Source organism: Micromonospora sp. I033 (assembly GCF_053890995.1).
Map to the genome: position 1 here is coordinate 1 of NZ_JBSSLX010000123.1, position 17,236 is coordinate 17,236.

Genomic DNA, 17,236 nt, shown 5'->3' on the forward strand with positions numbered 1-17,236 from the left:
GCCCGGAATGATGGTGGGCCGCCGGTCGTTGTACATGGTCCCGGCGCGACGAAGTGGCTCCGCCCCGCGCGTCGGATGATCCCCAAGACTTTCCCCTGTGAGCGCCTGACGGTGCTTGCGCACCGCCGACCCCCATCGGCTGTGTGCGCCAACCCCCGAATGGAGCTTCTCGTGAACACGATGCTGCGTAAGAGCGTTCTCGGTATTGCTGGTCTGGCTTTCACCGGTGGTGTCTTCGCCGGTCCGATCGCCGCTCACGCGGACGCTGCCCCGGTGCAGGGCACGAAGCCTGTGGCGGTGAGCGTGCAGGGTGACAAGCTGATCCCGCACGGTGTGCAGGGCGCCCAGTCGAAGATCGATCTGAACGACGAGCAGGTCGCGAACGCGAAGGCGATCATCGCGGCGACGAAGAAGGCGGGTCTGCCGGAGCGGGCCGCGGTGATCTCGATCGCCACGAGTCTGCAGGAGTCGAAGCTGGAGAACCTGGGTCACCTCGGCGACAAGAATGACCACGACTCGCTGGGCCTGTTCCAGCAGCGCCCGAGCTCGGGTTGGGGTTCGCCGGAGCAGATCACCGACCCCGAGTACTCGACGCTCGCCTTCCTCAAGGGTCTGAAGCAGGTTGACGGCTGGCAGGACATGCCGCTGACCGAGGCCGCCCAGACCGTGCAGGTCTCGGCCTACCCCGACGCGTACGCGCAGTGGGAGCAGCAGGCCGCCGACATCACCGCCCAGCACTGGAACAGCTGAGGCGGCGTCTCCGGATCTTGGACAGTTACCGTTCGGGGCGAACGGGAACTGTCCAAGATCTAGGGCGGGTCGCCAGAACCGGGCGTCAGCGGGCAGCCTTGTGTGGCCGCATCCGGCGCCGCGCCGCCGGCCGGACCGGCGTGGACCGGGTCAGGCCAGCCAGGTGTAGCGGCGCTCGGGACGGCCGGCCGCGCCGTACTTGAGGGTCACCTCGGCCCGGCCGGTGCCGGAGAAGTGCTCCAGGTAGCGGCGGGCGCTGACCCGGGAGATGCCGACCCGGTCGGCGCACTCGCTGGCCGAGAGCGTCCCGTCGTGCTCGCGCAGGGCGCGTTCCACCAGTTCGGCGGTCTCCGGGCTGAGGCCCCGGGGCAGGGTCGCGGTGGCGGCCGGCGAGCCGCTGCGGGACAGCACCCGGTCGACGTCGGCCTGGTCGGCGACGACGGCCGCGCGCAGCGCGGTGCGACGGGTCGCGTACTGCTCCAGCCGGGTGCGCAGTTCGTCGAAGCCGAACGGCTTGAGCAGGTAGTTGACCGCGCCGTAGCGGACCGCCCGGCGGACCGCCTCGGCCTCCCGGGCGGCGCTGATCACCAGCACGTCGCAGTCGTGCCGGGCGGCCCGGATCCGGGTCACCACGTCCAGGCCGAACATGTCGGGCAGGTAGAGGTCGAGCAGGACCAGGTCGGGGCGGAGCCGGTCGACCGCGGCCACCGCCTCCTCGCCGGTGCTGGCGGTGCCGACCACCCGGAAGCCGGCGATCCGTTCGACGAAACCACGGTGGATCCGGGCCACCATGAAGTCGTCGTCGACGACGAGTACGTCGATCATCGCGCCCCCTCCGGCACGTTCAGCACCGACATCCGGGCGGTGAACATCGCCCCCTCGTCGGTGTTGGTCACCGCGACCTCGCCGCCGCGGCGGTGGCAGACCAGCCGGGTGAGTGCGAGGCCGATGCCGCGCTCGCCGCCTTCGGCCGCCTTGGTGGTGAAGCCGTGGGTGAACACCTCCTGCGCCAGCTCCGGCCCCACCCCGGGGCCGGAGTCGCGGACCACGATCTCCACCGAGGCGGCGTCCTGGCGCAGCTCGACCTCCACCCAGGCGGGGCGGTCGGACGGGTCACCGGCCACCGCCTCGACCGCGTTGTCCACCAGGTTGCCGAGCACGGTGGCCACGTCCGCGGCCAGCTCCGGCGGCAGCCGGTCCAGCCCGGTCCGTTCGGAGACCCGCAGCTCCACCCGGCGCTCGGCGGCCACCGCCGACTTCGCCATGAGCAGCGCCGCCACCGCCGTGTCGTGGATCCGGCTGGTCACCGTGAGGTCGAGCGAGGCGCGGTGCCGGCTCAGCGCGTCGACGTACCGGACGACCTCGTCGTGCTCGCCGATCTGGATCAGCCCTGAGATGGTGTGCAACTGGTTGGCGAACTCGTGGGTCTGCGCCCGGAGCAGCTCAGTGGTGCTGCGGAACGAGCCGATCTCCTGCTCCAGCCGGGCCAGCTCGGTCCGGTCCCGCAGCGTGGTGACCGAGCCGAGGCGGCGGCCGTCCTTGCGGACCGTCATCCGGTTCATCACCAGCACCCGGCCGCCCCGGACCACCACCTGGTCCCGGGCCTCCGGGCCGCTGCCCGCGCCGGCCAGCACGTCCCGCAGCCGGCCGTTGATCCGCAGCTCGGCGAGGCTGCGGCCGAGGCAGTGTTCGGGCAGGTCGAGCAGCCGCCGGCCGACCGCGTTGACCAGGGTGATCCGGTGCTGGGGGTCCAGCGCGATCACGCCCTCGGCGATGCCGTGCAGCAGCGCCTCCCGGTGCTCGGCCAGCCCGGCGATCTCCCGGGGTTCCAGGCCGAGGGTCTGCCGCTTGATCCGGCGGGCCAGCAGCCACGAGCCGACCACCCCGAGGCCGCAGGCGATGCCCAGGTAGGTCAACAGGTACGACGACGCCCCGACCAGCCGCTGCGACCAGGTCGGCGACGCCTCGCCGACCACCACCACACCGAGGTACCGGCCGAGGTTCTTCTTGGTCTTCGGGTCGTCGCCGAGCACCGGCACCTGGGCCACGAGCTGTCGCGATCCGTCGATCTCCAGCTCCCCGAACCAGCTCCGGCCCTGCGCCACCTGGGGGTCGCCGAGCACCACCCGGCTGCCCACCAGGGTCGGGTTCGTCGAGGCGACCACCCGGCCCCGGGCGTTGGCGACGGTGACCGACGTGACGCCGTACTGGTCGGGGATGTTCTGCACCAGTGGGGCGACCGCCTCGCCGGGCGCCGGCTGGTCGAGCTGGTCGCGGAGCAGGGGGCTGCCACCGAGCCGTTCGCCCAGGGCGGCGACGCGGCGCCCCTCGACCCGGTTGAAGGTCGCCGCCGACTGCGCCAGCGAGACGGCGGCCACCGCCACCAGCACCACGACGATGATCGCGAGCTGGAGGATCAGCAGTTGCCCGGCGAGCGTACGACGCCGGGACGTGACCGCGACCACAAAGACCTCAACTTCCGCTGGTGACACAACGCAGACAAGCTGCCCGGGTGGAGGCCACCATCTTGCCGCTGGACTCATTCGAAACGGAAGAGAAACAAGATGGCAACTAGGAGAAACGTGCTGGTCATGGGGGTCGCCGCCGCCACGGCGCTGGCCCTGGCTGCCTGTGGCGCCACCGCCGACAAGAACGAGGGCGGCTCCAGCAACGACGGCAAGCCGGTCAGCGGACTGCGGATCATGGTCCCGAACACCCCCGGTGGCGGATACGACACCACCGCCCGGACCGCCGCGAAGGTGATGGAGGACGCCAAGATCGCCACCGGCGTGCAGGTGTTCAACCTGCCCGGCGCGGGCGGCACGGTCGGCCTCCAGCGGACCGTGAACGAGAAGGGCAACGGCAAGCTCGCCATGCAGATGGGCCTGGGCGTGGTCGGTGCCTCCTACACCTCGAAGTCGGCGGCGACGCTGACCCAGACCACCCCGCTGGCCAAGATGATCGAGGAGGCCGGCGCCATCGTGGTGCCGAAGGACTCCCCGTACAAGACCATCAACGACCTGGTCGCGGCCTGGAAGGCCGACCCCAGGAAGATCGCGGTCGGCGGCGGCTCCTCGCCCGGCGGCCCGGACCACCTGCTGCCCATGCAGCTCGCCAAGACCGTCGGCATCGACCCCCGCCAGGTCAACTTCGTCTCGTACGACGGCGGCGGCGAACTGCTCCCCGCCGTCCTCGGCGGCAAGGTGGCCTTCGGCGCGAGCGGGTTCGGCGAGTTCCTGGACCAGGTGGAGGCCGGTCAGATCCGGGTCCTCGCGGTGACCAGTGAGGCGCCGATCGAGGCGCTCAAGGACGTGCCGACCCTGAAGTCCGCCGGCATCGACCTGGTCTTCACCAACTGGCGGGGCATCGTGGCGCCGCCCGGCATCAGCGACGCCGACAAGAAGGTCTGGATCGACGTGCTGACGAAGATGCACGAGTCGGAGGAGTGGAAGGCCGAGCTGACGAAGCGCGGCTGGACCGACGCGTTCGTCACCGGCGACGAGTTCGGGACCTTCCTCACCGAGCAGGACAAGGCCGTGGCCGACGTGCTCAAGCAGCTCGGGTTGGCATGAGCGGCAGGACGACGCGACCGGACCGGGGCGGCGAGCCGCCGTCCCGGCCCCCGGCCGTACCGGACATCCCGGCCCAGCCGGGCCCGGAGCGTACGCCGGAGGAGCCGGCGGCCACGGCGGCCGGGACCGAGCCGGCGGCCACGGCGGCCGGGACCGACCCGGTGGCGGACGCCGTCGCGGAGCCGGCCCGGAAGCCCGACCGGGCGCAGTACGGCGTCTGCGCGTTCCTCGCCCTGGTCGGCGGGCTCGTGATCTTCGACGCGACGACCCGGATCGGGAGCGCGATCAACACGGCCGACCCCATCGGCCCGAAGCCGGTGCCGATCCTGCTCGGCGTGCTGCTGCTCGTCATCGCGGTGATCTACGCGGTGGACGTGGCCCGCGGCGGCGCCGGCGAGCCGGAGGCCGGCGAGGACGTCGACCTGAGCCTTCCGGTCGACTGGCGCACCGTGCTGCTGCTGGTCGGCGCGTTCCTGGTCAACGCCGTGCTCATCGACCGGCTCGGCTGGGTGATCAGCGGGACGATCCTCTTCTGGGGTTCGGCCTACGCGCTGGGCAACCGCCACTACGTGCGCAACCTGCTGATCGCCGTGGCGCTGTCGTTGATCACGTTCTACACCTTCGCCATCGGGCTCGGCGTCGACCTGCCCGCCGGCGTGCTGCAAGGGATCCTGTAGATGGACAACTTCGCCAACCTGCTCGACGGGTTCGCCAACGTGCTGACCCCGATGAACCTGTTGTTCGCGCTGATCGGGGTGACCATCGGCACCGCCGTCGGCGTGCTGCCCGGCATCGGCCCGGCGATGACCGTGGCGCTGCTGCTGCCGGTCACCTACGGGATGGAGCCGGCCCAGGCCTTCATCATGTTCGCCGGCATCTTCTACGGCGGCATGTACGGCGGTTCGACCACCTCGATCCTGCTGAACACCCCTGGCGAGTCCTCGTCGGTGGTGACCGCGATCGAGGGCAACAAGATGGCGAAGGCGGGCCGGGCCGCCCAGGCCCTGGCCACCGCCGCGATCGGCTCGTTCGTCGCCGGCACCATCGCCACCGTGCTGCTGGTGGTGGTCACCCCGCCGGTGGTGCAGTTCGCGATCAGCCTCGGCGCACCCGACTACTTCGCGCTGATGCTGCTGGCGTTCGTGTCCGTCACCGCGGTGCTCGGCGCCTCCCGGGTACGCGGCTTCGCCTCGCTGCTGCTCGGCCTCGTGATCGGTGTGATCGGCATCGACCAGTCCGGCCAGCAGCGGCTCACCTTCGGGCTGCCGCAGCTCGCCGACGGCATCGACGTGGTCGTGGTGGCCGTCGGCATCTTCGCCGTGGGCGAGGCGCTCTGGATCGCCGCGCACCTGCGCCGCAGGTCCGGCGAGGTGATCCCGGTCGGCCAGCCGTGGATGGGGAAGCAGGACTGGAAGCGGTCCTGGAAGCCGTGGCTGCGCGGCACGGCGTTCGGGTTCCCGTTCGGCGCGGTGCCGGCGGGCGGGGCGGAGATCCCCACCTTCCTGTCGTACGTCACCGAGAAGAGGCTGACGAAGCACCCGGAGGAGTTCGGCCGGGGCGCGATCGAGGGCGTCGCCGGGCCGGAGGCCGCGAACAACGCCTCGGCCGCCGGCACCCTGGTGCCGATGCTGGCCATCGGCCTGCCGACCAACGCCACCGCCGCGGTGATGCTGGCCGCCTTCGAGGGGTACGGCATCCAGCCCGGCCCGCTGCTCTTCACCCGGGAGTCCAGCCTGGTCTGGACGCTGATCGCCAGCCTCTTCGTGGGCAACCTGCTGCTGCTGGTGCTCAACCTGCCGCTCGCCCCGGCCTGGGCACGGCTGCTGCGGATCCCGCGCCCCTACCTCTACGCGGGGATTCTCTTCTTCGCCTCGATGGGCGCGTACGCGGTCAACGCGCAGCCGTTCGACCTGTACCTGCTGCTCGCCCTCGGCCTGCTCGGCTTCGGCATGCGCCGCTTCGGGCTGCCGATCCTGCCGCTGATCGTCGGCGTCATCCTCGGCCCGCGCGCCGAACTGCAGGGCCGGCGCGCGTTGCAGCTCTCCGGCGGTGAGCTGCACGGACTGATCGGCGGCTGGGTGTCCTGGCTGATCTACGCCACGATCGCCGTGGTGCTCCTCTGGCCGCTGATCGGCCGGTTCGTGGTCCGTCCGCTGCGCGGAAAGGTGGTGACGGCATGACGGTCCTGGTGGGGTACGTCCCCTCGCCGCTGGGCGAGGCCGCCCTGCGGGCCGCGATCGAGCAGGCCCGGTTCCGCGACGAGCCGGTGCTGGTGGTGAACACCTCGCGCGGCGACGCGTACGCCGACCCGCGGCTCGCCCAGGAGCCGGACCTGGACCGGGTGGTCCGCGAGCTGGTCGCCGCCGGGGTGCCGCACGACGTGCGGCAGCTCATGCGGGGGCGGGACGCGGCGGAGGAGATCGCCGAGATCGTCGAGACGGAGGACGTGTCGCTGGTCGTTATCGGCATCCGGCACCGCACCCCGGTCGGCAAACTGATCATGGGCTCGACCGCACAGGAGATCCTGCTCCGGGTGCCCTGCCCGGTGCTCGCCGTGAAGGCCGACTGAGTGCCGCCCGGGGGCTCCGCCGTCCCCGGGCGCGCCCAGACCGGCCTGCTGCTCACGCACACCGTCGCGGTGCAGGCGGTCACGTTCATGCTCCGGCCGGCGTCCGCGTACCGGGCGTTGGAGCTGGACGTGCCGGGAGCCTGGCTGGGCGTGCTCGGGGCCAGCTTCGCCGTCGTACCCCTGGTGCTGGCCGTGCCCTCCGGGCACGCCGTGGACCGGCTCGGCGAGCGCCGCGTCGCGCTCGCCGGGTCGGCCCTGCTGGTCGCCGCCGGCCTCGGCTTCGTGCTGCTCGCCGGCTCGGTGGTCGGCCTGGTCCTGGCCAGCATGGCGCTCGGCACCGCACACCTCTGCGCCGTGCTCGCCCAGCAGGCGCTGGTCGCCAACCGCACCCCGGCCGACCGGTACGACGCCGCGTTCGGCTACTACACCTTCGCGGCCTCGCTGGGGCAGGCGCTCGGTCCCGGCCTGATCGTGCTCTTCGGCGGGGACCGCACGATCCCCGACACCCGGGCCATCTTCCTCGGCGCCACGGTGGTGGCGCTGCCGCTGCTGGTGGTCGCGCTGTTCCTGCGCCCGTCCGGACACCACCGGCAGGCCACCGAGGGTTCCCGCGCCGGTGGGCTGCGCGACCTGCTCCGCCAGCCCGGCCTGGCCCGCGCCCTCACGGTGAGCTGCGTCGTCCTGGCGGCGGTCGACATCACCCTGGTCTACCTGCCCGCGCTCGGCGCGGAACGCGGCATCGCCGCCGGTTCGATCGGCATCCTGCTCGGGGTCCGGGCGGTCGCCTCGATGGCGTCCCGGCTGCTGCTCGGCCGGCTGGTGGCGGCCCTCGGCCGGCGGGTCGTGCTGGTCGGCACTGTGGCGCTCTCCGCCGTCGGGCTGGCCCTGCTGCTGCCACCGCTGCCGTTCGCGGTCCTGCTGGTCGTGGTCGCGGTGGCCGGACTCGGGCTCGGCGCGGGCCAGCCGCTGACCATGTCGTTCCTGGCCGAGGTGGCCCCGCCCGGGCTGCGCGGCCGGGCGATGTCGCTGCGGCTCACCGGCAACCGGCTCGGTCAGGTGCTCATCCCCAGCGCGGCCGGTGCGCTCGCGGCCGGCGCCGGCGCGGCCGGCGTCCTCGCCTGCACGGCGGCCGGCCTGGCCGGCGCGGCCGTCGCCGCCACCCGCCTGCACAGGTCACCGCCCGCGGATCCGAATCCCTGAGTGAGAGAGAAGGACGACCATGGAGACCCCCACGACCGCCGACCTCTACGACCGGCACGGCGACGCCCTCGGCTCGTGCGACACCCAGCTGCGCCAGTTCGGCGGGGTCCGGGCCTTCGCCGGCCCGGCCGTCACGGTGCGCTGCTTCCAGGACAACGCCCTGGTCAAGTCGATCGTGGCCGAACCGGGTGAGGGCCGGGTGCTGGTGGTGGACGGCGGCGGTTCGCTGCACACCGCCCTGATGGGTGACCTCATCGCCGGCACGGCGGCGGCGAACGGCTGGGCCGGCGTGGTGATCAACGGTGCGGTCCGCGACGTCGTCGCCCTCGGTGCCCTGCCGATCGGCATCAAGGCGCTCGGCACGAACCCGCGCAAGAGCGCCAAGACCGGTGCCGGCGAGCGGGACGTGCCGGTGTCGTTCGGCAACTGCGTCTTCCTGCCCGGCGCGGAGGTGCACAGCGACGACGACGGCGTCGTCGTGCTGCCGGTCGCCGGGCGGGACTAGCTCTCGGTGGCCGGGTGCGGGGCGACCTGGCCCTGGCGGAGCCGGGCCGCACAGAGCTCGGCCAGCTTCGCGTACGCGGGGGCGCCGATCAGCGCGGTCAGCTCCGGGCCGTAGGAGACGTACATGGGGTCGGCGCCGACGTGCGCGTCGGTGGAGGAGGTGCACCACCAGTCCAGGTCGTGACCGCCCGCGCCCCAGCCCCGGCGGTCGAACTCGGTGAGCGTGGAGATCAGCACCTTGGTGTTGTCCGGCCGCTTGTGCCACTCCTGGTCGCGGCGGATCGGCAGCTGCCAGCAGACGTCCGGCTTGTATTCCAGCGGGTGCACCCCGTCGCGCAGCGCCTGGGCGTGCAGCGCGCAGCCGCCCCCGCCCGGGAAGTCGGCGTCGTTGAGGAAGACGCAGGGCGCGTCAACGGCCCGGGTGGCCGTCCGGCGGGCAGGGTTCTTCCCGTCGATGGTGTCGTTCTCGGTCCAGTTCTTGAAGCCCCGCCGGAAGTGCTGCCACGTCTCCGGGGTGAGCCGCTTGACCGCCGCCCGGACCCGCTTCTCGTCGTCGCCGTCCGTGAAGAACGCGCCGTGCGAGCAGCAGCCGTCCGCGGCACGGCCGGCGATGATGCCGTGGCAGCCCCGGCCGAAGACGCACGTCCAGCGGGAGAGCAGCCAGGTCAGGTCGGCCCGCACCAGGTGCTTCGCGTCGGCCGGGTCGACGAACTCGATCCACTCCCGGGGGAAGTCCAGCCCGACCTCGCGGCTGCGCGGGTCGTCGGGGTCGTCCACCAGCACGTGAAGCTCGATCTGCCCTGTCACTCGGACCAGCGTACGCGGGGTGACCCCGCCCGGCCGGCGAGCCGAGGAAACGTGTTGGCCCTAGGGTCGTCAGCATGCGACTGGGTGTCCTCGACGTGGGTTCCAACACGGTGCACCTCCTGGTGGTCGACGCGCACCACGGCGCCCACCCGTGGCCGGCGCACTCCGAGAAGGTGGTGCTCCGGCTGGCCGAGCAGATGGGTCCGGACGGCGCGCTGACCGAGGCGGGCGCGGACGGGCTGGTCAAGGCCGTCGGCATGGCGCGTGCGGCGGCGGACGGGCTGGAGGCCGACGACCTGCTGGCGTTCGCCACCAGCGCGGTCCGCGACGCCAGCAACGCCGGCGAGGTGCTGGCCCGGGTCCGCGACGAGACCGGCGTACGCCTGGAGGTGCTCTCCGGAGCGGACGAGGCGCGGATGACCTTCCTGGCGGTGCGGCGGTGGTTCGGCTGGTCCGCCGGCCGCCTGCTGGCGATGGACATCGGGGGTGGCTCGCTGGAGCTGGCCGCCGGCATCGACGAGGGCCCGGACGTGGCGGTCTCGCTGCCGCTGGGCGCGGGGCGGTTGAGTCGGGAGCGGCTCAAGGTCGACCCGTCCGGCACCGTGCCGCCGTCGGCCGAGGCCGTCGAGGAGCTGCGGGAGTACGTCGACGCCCAGCTCGACGCGGTGGTCGAGCAGCTCACCGAGGTGGGCTGGGAGCGCCCGGTGGCCACCTCGAAGACCTTCCGGATGCTGGCCCGGCTGGCCGGCGCGGCGCCCTCCGGGGCCGGGCTCTGGGCCCGGCGCAGCCTGACCCGCACCGGGTTGCGGCAGGTGCTCGGGTTCATCCGGCACATCCCGCCGGCCCAGCTGCCCGAGCTGGAGGGGGTCAGCGCGCAGCGGGCCCACCAGCTCCTCGCCGGGGCGGTGGTGGCCGAGGCGGTGCTGCGCCGGCTCGACGTCGACAGCCTGGACATCTGCCCCTGGGCGCTGCGCGAGGGGGTCATCCTGCGCCGGCTCGATCAACTCGCGCCGATGTGATCCCGGTCGGCCGTTCTACGTCTTTTGCGGGTGCTCGTCCTGATGCGCGCTGGCGGGTGCGGCTACCCTGAGGGGCGTGACTTCCCGCGTTCCGGTGCTCCTGTCCACGTCCTCGGTCTTCCCTGAGCGCACCGCGGCGGCGTTCCAGCTGGGCTCGGCGCTCGGGTACGACGGCATCGAGGTGATGGTCTGGACCGACCCGGTCAGCCAGGACGCGGGCGCGCTGCGCGGCCTCGCCGACCACTACGGCATCCCGGTCCTCTCGGTGCACGCGCCCTGCCTGCTGGTCACCCAGCGGGTGTGGAGCCCCGACCCGTGGGAGCGGCTGCGCCGGGCCGCCGAGCTGGCCGAGACGCTGGAGGCGCCCACGGTCGTGGTGCACCCGCCGTTCACCTGGCAGCGCGACTACGCCCGCAACTTCGCCGACGGGCTGGACCGGATCGCCGGCCGGTTCGGCGGGCTGCGCTTCGCCGTGGAGAACATGTACCCGGTGCGGATGGCCGGCCGGCAGTTCGTCCCGTACGTCCCGGGCTGGGACCCGACCGACACCGGCTACGCCGCGTACACCCTGGACCTGTCGCACTGCGCGGCCTCGCACACCGACGCGCTGGCCATGGCCGACCGGATGGGGTCCGAGCTGGCCCACGTGCACCTGGGCGACGGCACCGGCGAGGGGCGCGACGAGCACCTGGTGCCCGGGCGCGGCGGCCAGCCCTGCGCGGAGCTGCTCCGCTCGCTGGCCGGCCGGGGCTTCACCGGCTCGGTGGCGGTCGAGGTGACCACCCGGGGCGCGAAGAGCCGCGCGGTCCGCGAGGCGGACCTGCGCGAGTCGCTCGAGTTCGCCCGGGCCAACCTGACCGCCCCCTCCCCGGTCGACGCCTGAGCGGGCGACGGCTCCAGGTCGTGGCGCGGCGAGGACGCGCCGAGCGGGAGTCGTCGGGAAGGGGCGGCGGGTCAGCTGACCGGGGTGAGCGGTTCCGGTTGGGCCGGGACGGTCACCTGCTCGCCGACGGCGGCCCGCTTGCGGGCCCGGTGCGCGGCCACGTGCGAGCGGGTGGCGCAGCGCTCCGAGCAGAACCGCCGGCAGCAGTTGGACGAGGTGTCCAGGTAGACGTTGCCGCAGCGCTCGTCGGCGCAGACGCCGAACCGGGCGCTGCCGTACTCGCAGAGCCAGACCGACAGCCCCCAGACCGCGCCGGCCAGGTATTCGGAGCTGACCGAGGCGCCCCGGCTGGTCACGTGCATGTGCCAGTCGGAGGAGTCGTGGCCGGAGATGCGCGGCTGCACCGGGAACGCCTCCAGCAGCGCGTTCAGCTCGGTCACCGCCTCGGCGTCCCGGCCCGAGGTGCCGTACTCGAAGACGTCGCGCAGGCGCTTCTGCGCCCGCCGGAAGATCGCCAGGTCCCGGTCGGCGACTTCGTCGCGCATCCACGCGTTGTCGTCGGGGAAAATGGCCCGCAGGTCGTCGAGGTCGTCCAGGCGGGCATTGACGAGATCAACACCGGTCCGGGCGTACGCGTCGAAGTTCACGACCCCAACGGTAGACGACTCACGGCGTACGCGGCGCGTCGATGTAGTGGGGCAGGAACCGCGCGTAACCGTCCGTGATGAGGCTCTCGCTCTCCCGGAGGCCCGCGCCGGCCGACTCGCCGTCCACGACCCAGCTGCCCAGCACCAGCCGGCTGCCCGCGAACTCGGGCAGCGCCCGGAACTCCTGGTAGCAGAAGCCCTCGTCGCCGTAGATCCCCGGATTGGTGATCTCGGTCCCGCCGGTGACGATGCGGACCGAGCCGCCCTCCCGGCCGAGCAGCGGCTTGGCCACGTACTCGGTCATCCCGCGCGGCGAGTCCAGGTACGCGGGGAGCAGGTACTCGTGGCCCGGGTAAAGCTCCCAGAGCACCGCCAGCAGCGCCTTGTTCGACAGCAGCAGCTTCCAGGCCGGCTCGATCCAGGTGGTCGGGGTGCCCGGTTCCAGCGCCGGCGGCCCGTACGGTTCGGCGAGCATCCACTCCCACGGGTAGAGCTTGAAACAGGTGGTGATCGGCCGGTCCGCGGCGTCGACGAAGCGCCGTCCGTCCCAGCCGACCCGCTGGATCGGCAGCAGCGTGACGTCCAGCCCCGCCTGCCGGGCGGTCTCGGCCAGGTAGCCGGCGGTGATCTGGTCCTCGCCCGACTCCTCCTCCTCGGACCAGACCACGTGCACCCGCGGGTCGTGCAGGCCGGCGCCGATCTTGGCCCAGGCGCCGACCAGCCGCTCGTGCAGGCTGTTCCACTGGTCCACGTCCGGGCGGGTGTGCTCCAGCCAGTACCACTGCACGATGCTCGCCTCGACCAGCGCGGTCGGGGTGTCGGCGTTGTACTCCAGCAGCTTCGGCGGCCAGCTGCCGTCGTACCAGAGGTCGAACCGGCCGTAGAGGGTCGGCGGGGACTCCCGCAGCGACCGGGCGACCGCCTCGGCGGCCCACCGCGGGATGCCGAACTCGGCGTACCGGTTGCGGGCCACCACGTGCTCGGCGGCGGCCACCGACATCCGGTGCAGCTCCTCGGTGGCCTCCTCCAGCCGGAGCACCTCGTCCAGCTCGAAGGCGTACGCGGCGGTCTCGTCCCAGTACGACATGATCCCGCCGTCGGGCAGCTCGGTGTCGACGTACACCAGGCCCTGGGCCCGGACGGTGGCGTCCCAGTCGGGGCGCGGCGTGCTCGTCTCGCGCCGCACCTCAGCCGCCGCAGGAGGCGAGGTGGGTGCCGAAGCCGCCGCGCTCGGGCAGCGCCGCGGCGACCGGCGGGACGTCCCGGGCGGCGGTGGCCGGGGCGGGGATCCGCAACGCCACGGCGGCGGTGTCGCCGCCCCCGCCGGCCGGACCCAGGGCGCAGTCGTCATCGTCGTCGTCGTAGCCGGTGTTGCAGCCGGAGAGGGCGAGGGCCAGCGCGGTCAGGGCGCCGAGCTGCACGGTGGCCGACCGGAGCCGGCGTCGGGGGCGTCGTTCCACGTGATCGTTGTAGCGGATCCGCGCCAGCCGGGCCGCCCCACGGTCCCCGACGGAACGCTGCGTGACGTTGCCCGCCGCCCCCCGGCGCGGGCCCACCGGCGGGCGTTACGCTCGGCTCATGCTCCGTTCCGTCATCCTCGCCGCCTCCCGGTCATCCCAGGTCGAGCGGCTCGTCGCGACGGCCCCGTTCACCCGGGACGTCGTCCGCCGGTTCGTCGCCGGCGCCGGCACCGACGACGCGCTGCGCGCGACCCGCGCACTGGTCGCCGACGGCCAAGCGGTCACCCTCGACAACCTCGGTGAGGACACCGTCACCCCGGAGCAGGCGAACGCCACCCGGGACGAATACCTCAAGCTGCTGCGCCTGCTGGGCGCCGCCGGGCTCACCCCGGCCGCCGAGGTCAGCGTGAAGCTCTCCGCGCTCGGGCAGATGTTCGACGAGCAGCTCGCGTACGACAACGCGCGCGCGATCTGCGCGGCGGCCGACGCCGCGGGCACCACGGTCACCCTGGACATGGAGGACCACACCACCACCGACTCGACCCTGGACATCCTGGCCAAGCTGCGCAAGGACTACCCGTCGACCGGGGCGGTGCTCCAGGCGTACCTGCGGCGGACCGAGTCGGACTGCCGCGAGCTGTCCGGCGCCGGCTCCCGGGTGCGGCTCTGCAAGGGCGCGTACAAGGAGCCCGAGTCGGTGGCGTACCAGTCCGCCCGCGAGGTGGACAAGTCGTACGTGCGGTGCCTGAACGTGCTCATGTCCGGGGACGGCTACCCGATGCTGGCCACCCACGACCCGCGCCTGATCGCCATCGGCGAGGACCGGGCCCGCTGGTTCGACCGCGGCCCGGAGCGGTTCGAGTTCCAGATGCTGTTCGGCATCCGCCCCGAGGAGCAGAAGCGCCTCGTCGGCGACGGCTACACCGTGCGCACCTACGTCCCCTACGGCGACCAGTGGTACGGCTACCTCATGCGCCGGCTGGCCGAGCGCCCGGCCAACCTGGCGTTCTTCGGCCGCGCGCTGATCTCGAAGAAGTGATTCACGCGTTCGACCAGGTCCGGGTGCACAGCACCAGCCGGTAGCCGTCCGGATCGGCGAACGTGACCCCCCAGCCGGCGGCTCCAGGTCGCGGCGCGGCGTCAGACGCGCCGAGCTGGAGTTGCCGTAGGTCCCAGTACGGGCCGGCGGAGACCCTGGTCCCGCCGGCCCGTTCCAGTCGGTCGGCCAGTTCGTCGTCGACCGGCCCGTCGAGGTAGAGCACGAACAGGTCCTCCGCCGTGGGACTCGGCGCGACGGCCGGTTCCCCGCCGCCGACCAGTTCCAGGTGCCACCCCGCGCCCGGCCAGCCGAGCATCACCAGGTCGTGCTCGCCGGGCCCGTCCGCGGCGCCCCGGTAGAGCACGTCCAGGCCCAGGCCGTCGGCCCAGAACCGTTCGGCGGCGAGGTCGTGGCTGGGGCGGGCGACGCGTACGTGGGTGTCTGCGGAGAGCGGCATGCGCGAGATCCTCCGACCTCCACCCGAGTTGAGGTCAACCCTTGACGGTGAAAGCTAATGCCCTTAGCTTTATGGCTATGACGATTAGCCAGGTGGCCCGGGACGGCGGAACCATCGCGTACGAGGTGCACGGGGAGGGCCCGCTGGTGGTCCTCTCGCACGGCATGGGGGAGAACCGGGCGGGCTTCCGCCACCTGGTTCCCCGGCTGGTCGCGGCCGGCTACCGGGTCGCCTCGGTGGACGTACGCGGGCACGGCGACTCCAGCCCGCACTGGCCCGGCTACGCCCCCGCCGAGGTCGGCGGCGACCTGCTCGCCGTGGTCCGGGCGCTCGGCGGCGGCCCGGCCACCCTGGTCGGCAGCTCGTCCAGCGCCGCCGCCGTGGTCTTCGCCGCCGCCGACGCCCCCGCGCTGGTCAACGGCATCGTGCAGGTCAGCCCGTTCGTCGCCCCGCCGAAGCCGAACCCCGTGCTGCGGGTCGCCCAGGCGGTCGTGCTGCGCAGCCCGCGGCTGTTCGGCATGTTCCACCGCAGCCTGTTCCCGTGCGGGCGGCCGGCTGACGACGCCGCGTACCGGAAGGAGATGGTCGCCAAGCTGCGCGGCCGGATGGCCGCGGTGCGCGGCGTGGTCGCGTCGGCCGAGCCGCACTGGACCGCGCGCGCCCGGGAGGTGCGGCAGCCGGTGCTGGTGCTCATGGGCACGAAGGACCCGGACTTCCCGGACCCGGGCGCCGAGGCGCGGGCCGCCCGCCGCCTCTTCAGCACCGCCGAGGCCCGCATGATCGCCGACTCCGGTCACTACCCGCAGGCCGACCAGCCCGACGCGACCGCCGCAGACCTGGTCGAGTTCCTGGCGGTGACCTTCCGTGCCTAGGGCCGGCCTGACCCCGCAGACCGTGGTCCGCGAGGCCGCCGTGCTCGCCGACGAGGTCGGCCACGAGCGGCTCACCCTGGCCGCGCTCGCCGCCCGGCTCGGTGTCGCGCTGCCCAGCCTCTACAAGCACGTCCGGGGCGTGGACGCGCTGCACCAGAAGCTGGCCGTGCTGGCCACCGCCGAGGTCGCCACCGAGCTGACCACCGCCGCCGCGGGCCGGGCCGGCGGCGACGCGCTGCGCGCCGCCGCCACCGCCTTCCGCGAGTACGCACGCCGGCACCCCGGCCGCTACCCGGCCACCCAGCGGGCACCGGACCCCGGCGACCCCGAGCACGTCGCCGCGGGCGAGCGGGCCGTCGGCGCCATCTACGCGATCCTGCGCGGGTACGGCCTCGACGGCGACGCGGCGGTCGACGCCACCAGGATGTTCCGGGCCGCCGTGCACGGCTTCATCACCCTCGAGGCGGCCGGCGGGTTCGGGCTGCCCCGGGACATCGACCGGTCCTTCGACGAGATGGTGGCCGCGCTGGACACCGCGTACCGCAACTGGGGGTCCCGGTGAAGGCTCTGCTGTTCACGTTCATCTTCCTGCTGGAATTGGCCCTGCTCGCGGCCGCCGGCTGGTGGGGCTTCACCCTCGACGCCACCCTGCCGGTACGGCTGCTCGCCGGCCTCGGTGCGCCGCTGGCGATCGCCGTGGTCTGGGGCCTGTTCTGCTCGCCCCGGGCCACCGTGACGCTGCCCGTGCCGGCCAAGCTGGGCGTGCAGGCCGCCTGCTTCGTCACCGGCGGCGTGCTGCTCGCCCTGGCCGGCCGGCCGGTGCCGGGCGCGGTGCTGGTGGCCCTCTGGGCGCTCGACAAGACCCTGCTCACCCTCTCCGGCGAGAAGATCTGACCCGCTCCCCGCAAGTGCCGGCTGTTGTCTCGGGCGGTCGCGAGGTGGCCCTGCTCGTCTGCCGCCTGTCGACCTGATGTCGCAAACGACTCACCACCCCGGAGCCCGACGTCCCGTCGCCTCGCCAGCCTGGATCTTGGACGATTTCGGCCCCTCTGGGGGCCGTTTCCTACCAAGATCTCGCCCGCGCGACGATCAGTGACTCGGGCAGCGGGCGGGATAGGTCGTTGTGGTCAACGACGGCCGGTCGTCCAGCCGGGACAGCCCCACCTCGATCCGCCGCCGCCCGGGCGCGCAAGATCCGCCGTTGGGGCTGAGTCGTTTGCGACGTCAGGTCGACAGGCGGTGCGAGAGGGACCCCGGGCCGGGCCGGCTCGGGCGACGCGCGGGGGACTCTTCCTGGATCGCCCGATTGGTCGTACCCTTCGCCGGTGACCGACGGTGACGAGCGGCCCGCCGGCGCGGCGGCGAGCGGCAACAAGCAGCCGCCCACCGTGCCGCGGGACGGCGACGGTCCGGCCGGCCACCCGGCCGCTGACGGCACCGGCGAGCCCGCCCCGGCC

The 17,236-nt window shown here is 73.2% G+C and carries 21 protein-coding genes; 13 read left to right on the forward strand and 8 right to left on the reverse strand.

The features are described 5' to 3' along the window. A partial coding sequence (locus ACW0Q9_RS19790) for a hypothetical protein (protein ID WP_456183433.1) occupies positions 1–258 on the reverse strand: 258 nt, incomplete at its 3' end. On the opposite strand from ACW0Q9_RS19790, the gene ACW0Q9_RS19795 reads away from it, so the two are divergent. Next, positions 172–750 carry a hypothetical protein gene (locus ACW0Q9_RS19795; RefSeq protein WP_456183393.1) on the forward strand — a complete coding sequence of 193 codons (579 nt, stop codon included), beginning with the start codon at positions 172–174 and terminating at the stop codon, positions 748–750. The two genes, ACW0Q9_RS19790 and ACW0Q9_RS19795, sit on opposite strands and share 87 nt — an antisense overlap. Positions 751–900: 150 nt before the next feature. Here the strand turns inward: ACW0Q9_RS19795 and ACW0Q9_RS19800 are convergent, their stop codons facing one another. Further along, positions 901–1,575 (reverse strand): response regulator, encoded by a 675-nt coding sequence (locus ACW0Q9_RS19800; protein ID WP_456183395.1) that lies wholly within the window; start codon positions 1,573–1,575, stop codon positions 901–903. Next, positions 1,572–3,215: an ATP-binding protein gene (locus tag ACW0Q9_RS19805; protein WP_456183397.1), complete on the reverse strand. Its 1,644-nt coding sequence runs from the start codon at positions 3,213–3,215 to the stop codon at positions 1,572–1,574. The genes ACW0Q9_RS19800 and ACW0Q9_RS19805 overlap by 4 nt, the downstream gene beginning before the upstream one ends. A 99-nt stretch (positions 3,216–3,314) precedes the next feature. Between ACW0Q9_RS19805 and ACW0Q9_RS19810 the strand changes: the two genes are divergently transcribed. From ACW0Q9_RS19810 to rraA, 6 genes are read left to right on the forward strand one after another with little or no spacing between them, the layout of a single operon-like run. Then, positions 3,315–4,322, forward strand: a complete 1,008-nt coding sequence (locus ACW0Q9_RS19810) for a Bug family tripartite tricarboxylate transporter substrate binding protein (protein ID WP_456183399.1) — start codon at positions 3,315–3,317, stop codon at positions 4,320–4,322. Next, positions 4,319–4,999, forward strand: a complete 681-nt coding sequence (locus ACW0Q9_RS19815) for a tripartite tricarboxylate transporter TctB family protein (RefSeq protein ID WP_456183401.1) — start codon at positions 4,319–4,321, stop codon at positions 4,997–4,999. The genes ACW0Q9_RS19810 and ACW0Q9_RS19815 overlap by 4 nt, the downstream gene beginning before the upstream one ends. Further along, positions 5,000–6,502 carry a tripartite tricarboxylate transporter permease gene (locus ACW0Q9_RS19820; protein ID WP_456183403.1) on the forward strand — a complete coding sequence of 501 codons (1,503 nt, stop codon included), beginning with the start codon at positions 5,000–5,002 and terminating at the stop codon, positions 6,500–6,502. Continuing rightward, positions 6,499–6,891, forward strand: a complete 393-nt coding sequence (locus ACW0Q9_RS19825; protein ID WP_456183405.1) for a universal stress protein — start codon at positions 6,499–6,501, stop codon at positions 6,889–6,891. The genes ACW0Q9_RS19820 and ACW0Q9_RS19825 overlap by 4 nt, the downstream gene beginning before the upstream one ends. Then, on the forward strand, positions 6,892–8,091 hold the full coding sequence (locus ACW0Q9_RS19830; RefSeq protein ID WP_456183407.1) for an MFS transporter: 1,200 nt from the start codon (positions 6,892–6,894) through the stop codon (positions 8,089–8,091). A 19-nt stretch (positions 8,092–8,110) separates the two neighbouring features. Then, positions 8,111–8,596: a ribonuclease E activity regulator RraA gene (gene rraA, locus ACW0Q9_RS19835; RefSeq protein ID WP_456183409.1), complete on the forward strand. Its 486-nt coding sequence runs from the start codon at positions 8,111–8,113 to the stop codon at positions 8,594–8,596. On the opposite strand, the gene ACW0Q9_RS19840 is transcribed toward rraA, so the two are convergent. Next, positions 8,593–9,402: a hypothetical protein gene (locus ACW0Q9_RS19840; RefSeq protein WP_456183411.1), complete on the reverse strand. Its 810-nt coding sequence runs from the start codon at positions 9,400–9,402 to the stop codon at positions 8,593–8,595. The genes rraA and ACW0Q9_RS19840 overlap by 4 nt on opposite strands. A 74-nt stretch (positions 9,403–9,476) precedes the next feature. On the opposite strand from ACW0Q9_RS19840, the gene ACW0Q9_RS19845 reads away from it, so the two are divergent. Both ACW0Q9_RS19845 and ACW0Q9_RS19850 read left to right on the forward strand, forming a co-directional pair. Continuing rightward, positions 9,477–10,421: a Ppx/GppA phosphatase family protein gene (locus ACW0Q9_RS19845; protein WP_456183413.1), complete on the forward strand. Its 945-nt coding sequence runs from the start codon at positions 9,477–9,479 to the stop codon at positions 10,419–10,421. Between the two features lie 76 nt (positions 10,422–10,497). Continuing rightward, a complete protein-coding gene (locus ACW0Q9_RS19850; RefSeq protein ID WP_456183415.1) occupies positions 10,498–11,304 on the forward strand; it encodes a sugar phosphate isomerase/epimerase family protein in 807 nt (268 codons plus the stop codon). Positions 11,305–11,375: 71 nt separating this feature from the next. Here the strand turns inward: ACW0Q9_RS19850 and ACW0Q9_RS19855 are convergent, their stop codons facing one another. Genes ACW0Q9_RS19855 through ACW0Q9_RS19865 form a run of 3 tightly spaced genes read right to left on the reverse strand, consistent with a single transcriptional unit; the run spans position 11,376 to position 13,411 of the window. Next, positions 11,376–11,951 (reverse strand): CGNR zinc finger domain-containing protein, encoded by a 576-nt coding sequence (locus ACW0Q9_RS19855; protein WP_456183417.1) that lies wholly within the window; start codon positions 11,949–11,951, stop codon positions 11,376–11,378. A 19-nt stretch (positions 11,952–11,970) separates the two neighbouring features. Then, the gene (locus ACW0Q9_RS19860; protein ID WP_456183419.1) at positions 11,971–13,137 is read right to left on the reverse strand and encodes a glutathionylspermidine synthase family protein; all 1,167 of its coding nucleotides are present in this window, start codon (positions 13,135–13,137) and stop codon (positions 11,971–11,973) included. A 1-nt stretch (position 13,138) separates the two neighbouring features. Continuing rightward, positions 13,139–13,411, reverse strand: coding sequence for a hypothetical protein (locus ACW0Q9_RS19865; protein WP_456183421.1), 273 nt, complete (start codon positions 13,409–13,411; stop codon positions 13,139–13,141). A 118-nt stretch (positions 13,412–13,529) separates the two neighbouring features. On the opposite strand from ACW0Q9_RS19865, the gene ACW0Q9_RS19870 reads away from it, so the two are divergent. Then, complete coding sequence (locus ACW0Q9_RS19870) at positions 13,530–14,450, forward strand: proline dehydrogenase family protein (RefSeq protein WP_456183423.1); 921 nt, start codon at positions 13,530–13,532, stop codon at positions 14,448–14,450. Position 14,451: 1 nt separating this feature from the next. Here the strand turns inward: ACW0Q9_RS19870 and ACW0Q9_RS19875 are convergent, their stop codons facing one another. Next, positions 14,452–14,907, reverse strand: a complete 456-nt coding sequence (locus tag ACW0Q9_RS19875) for a VOC family protein (protein WP_456183425.1) — start codon at positions 14,905–14,907, stop codon at positions 14,452–14,454. Positions 14,908–14,984: 77 nt separating this feature from the next. Between ACW0Q9_RS19875 and ACW0Q9_RS19880 the strand changes: the two genes are divergently transcribed. The 3 genes from ACW0Q9_RS19880 to ACW0Q9_RS19890 are packed head-to-tail and all read left to right on the forward strand — an operon-like array spanning position 14,985 to position 16,673. Then, positions 14,985–15,779 carry an alpha/beta fold hydrolase gene (locus tag ACW0Q9_RS19880; protein ID WP_456183427.1) on the forward strand — a complete coding sequence of 265 codons (795 nt, stop codon included), beginning with the start codon at positions 14,985–14,987 and terminating at the stop codon, positions 15,777–15,779. Then, complete coding sequence (locus tag ACW0Q9_RS19885; RefSeq protein ID WP_456183429.1) at positions 15,772–16,341, forward strand: TetR-like C-terminal domain-containing protein; 570 nt, start codon at positions 15,772–15,774, stop codon at positions 16,339–16,341. Before ACW0Q9_RS19880 ends, ACW0Q9_RS19885 begins: the two co-directional genes overlap by 8 nt. Then, positions 16,338–16,673, forward strand: coding sequence for a YrdB family protein (locus ACW0Q9_RS19890; protein ID WP_456183431.1), 336 nt, complete (start codon positions 16,338–16,340; stop codon positions 16,671–16,673). The genes ACW0Q9_RS19885 and ACW0Q9_RS19890 overlap by 4 nt, the downstream gene beginning before the upstream one ends. Positions 16,674–17,236: the final 563 nt, after the last annotated feature.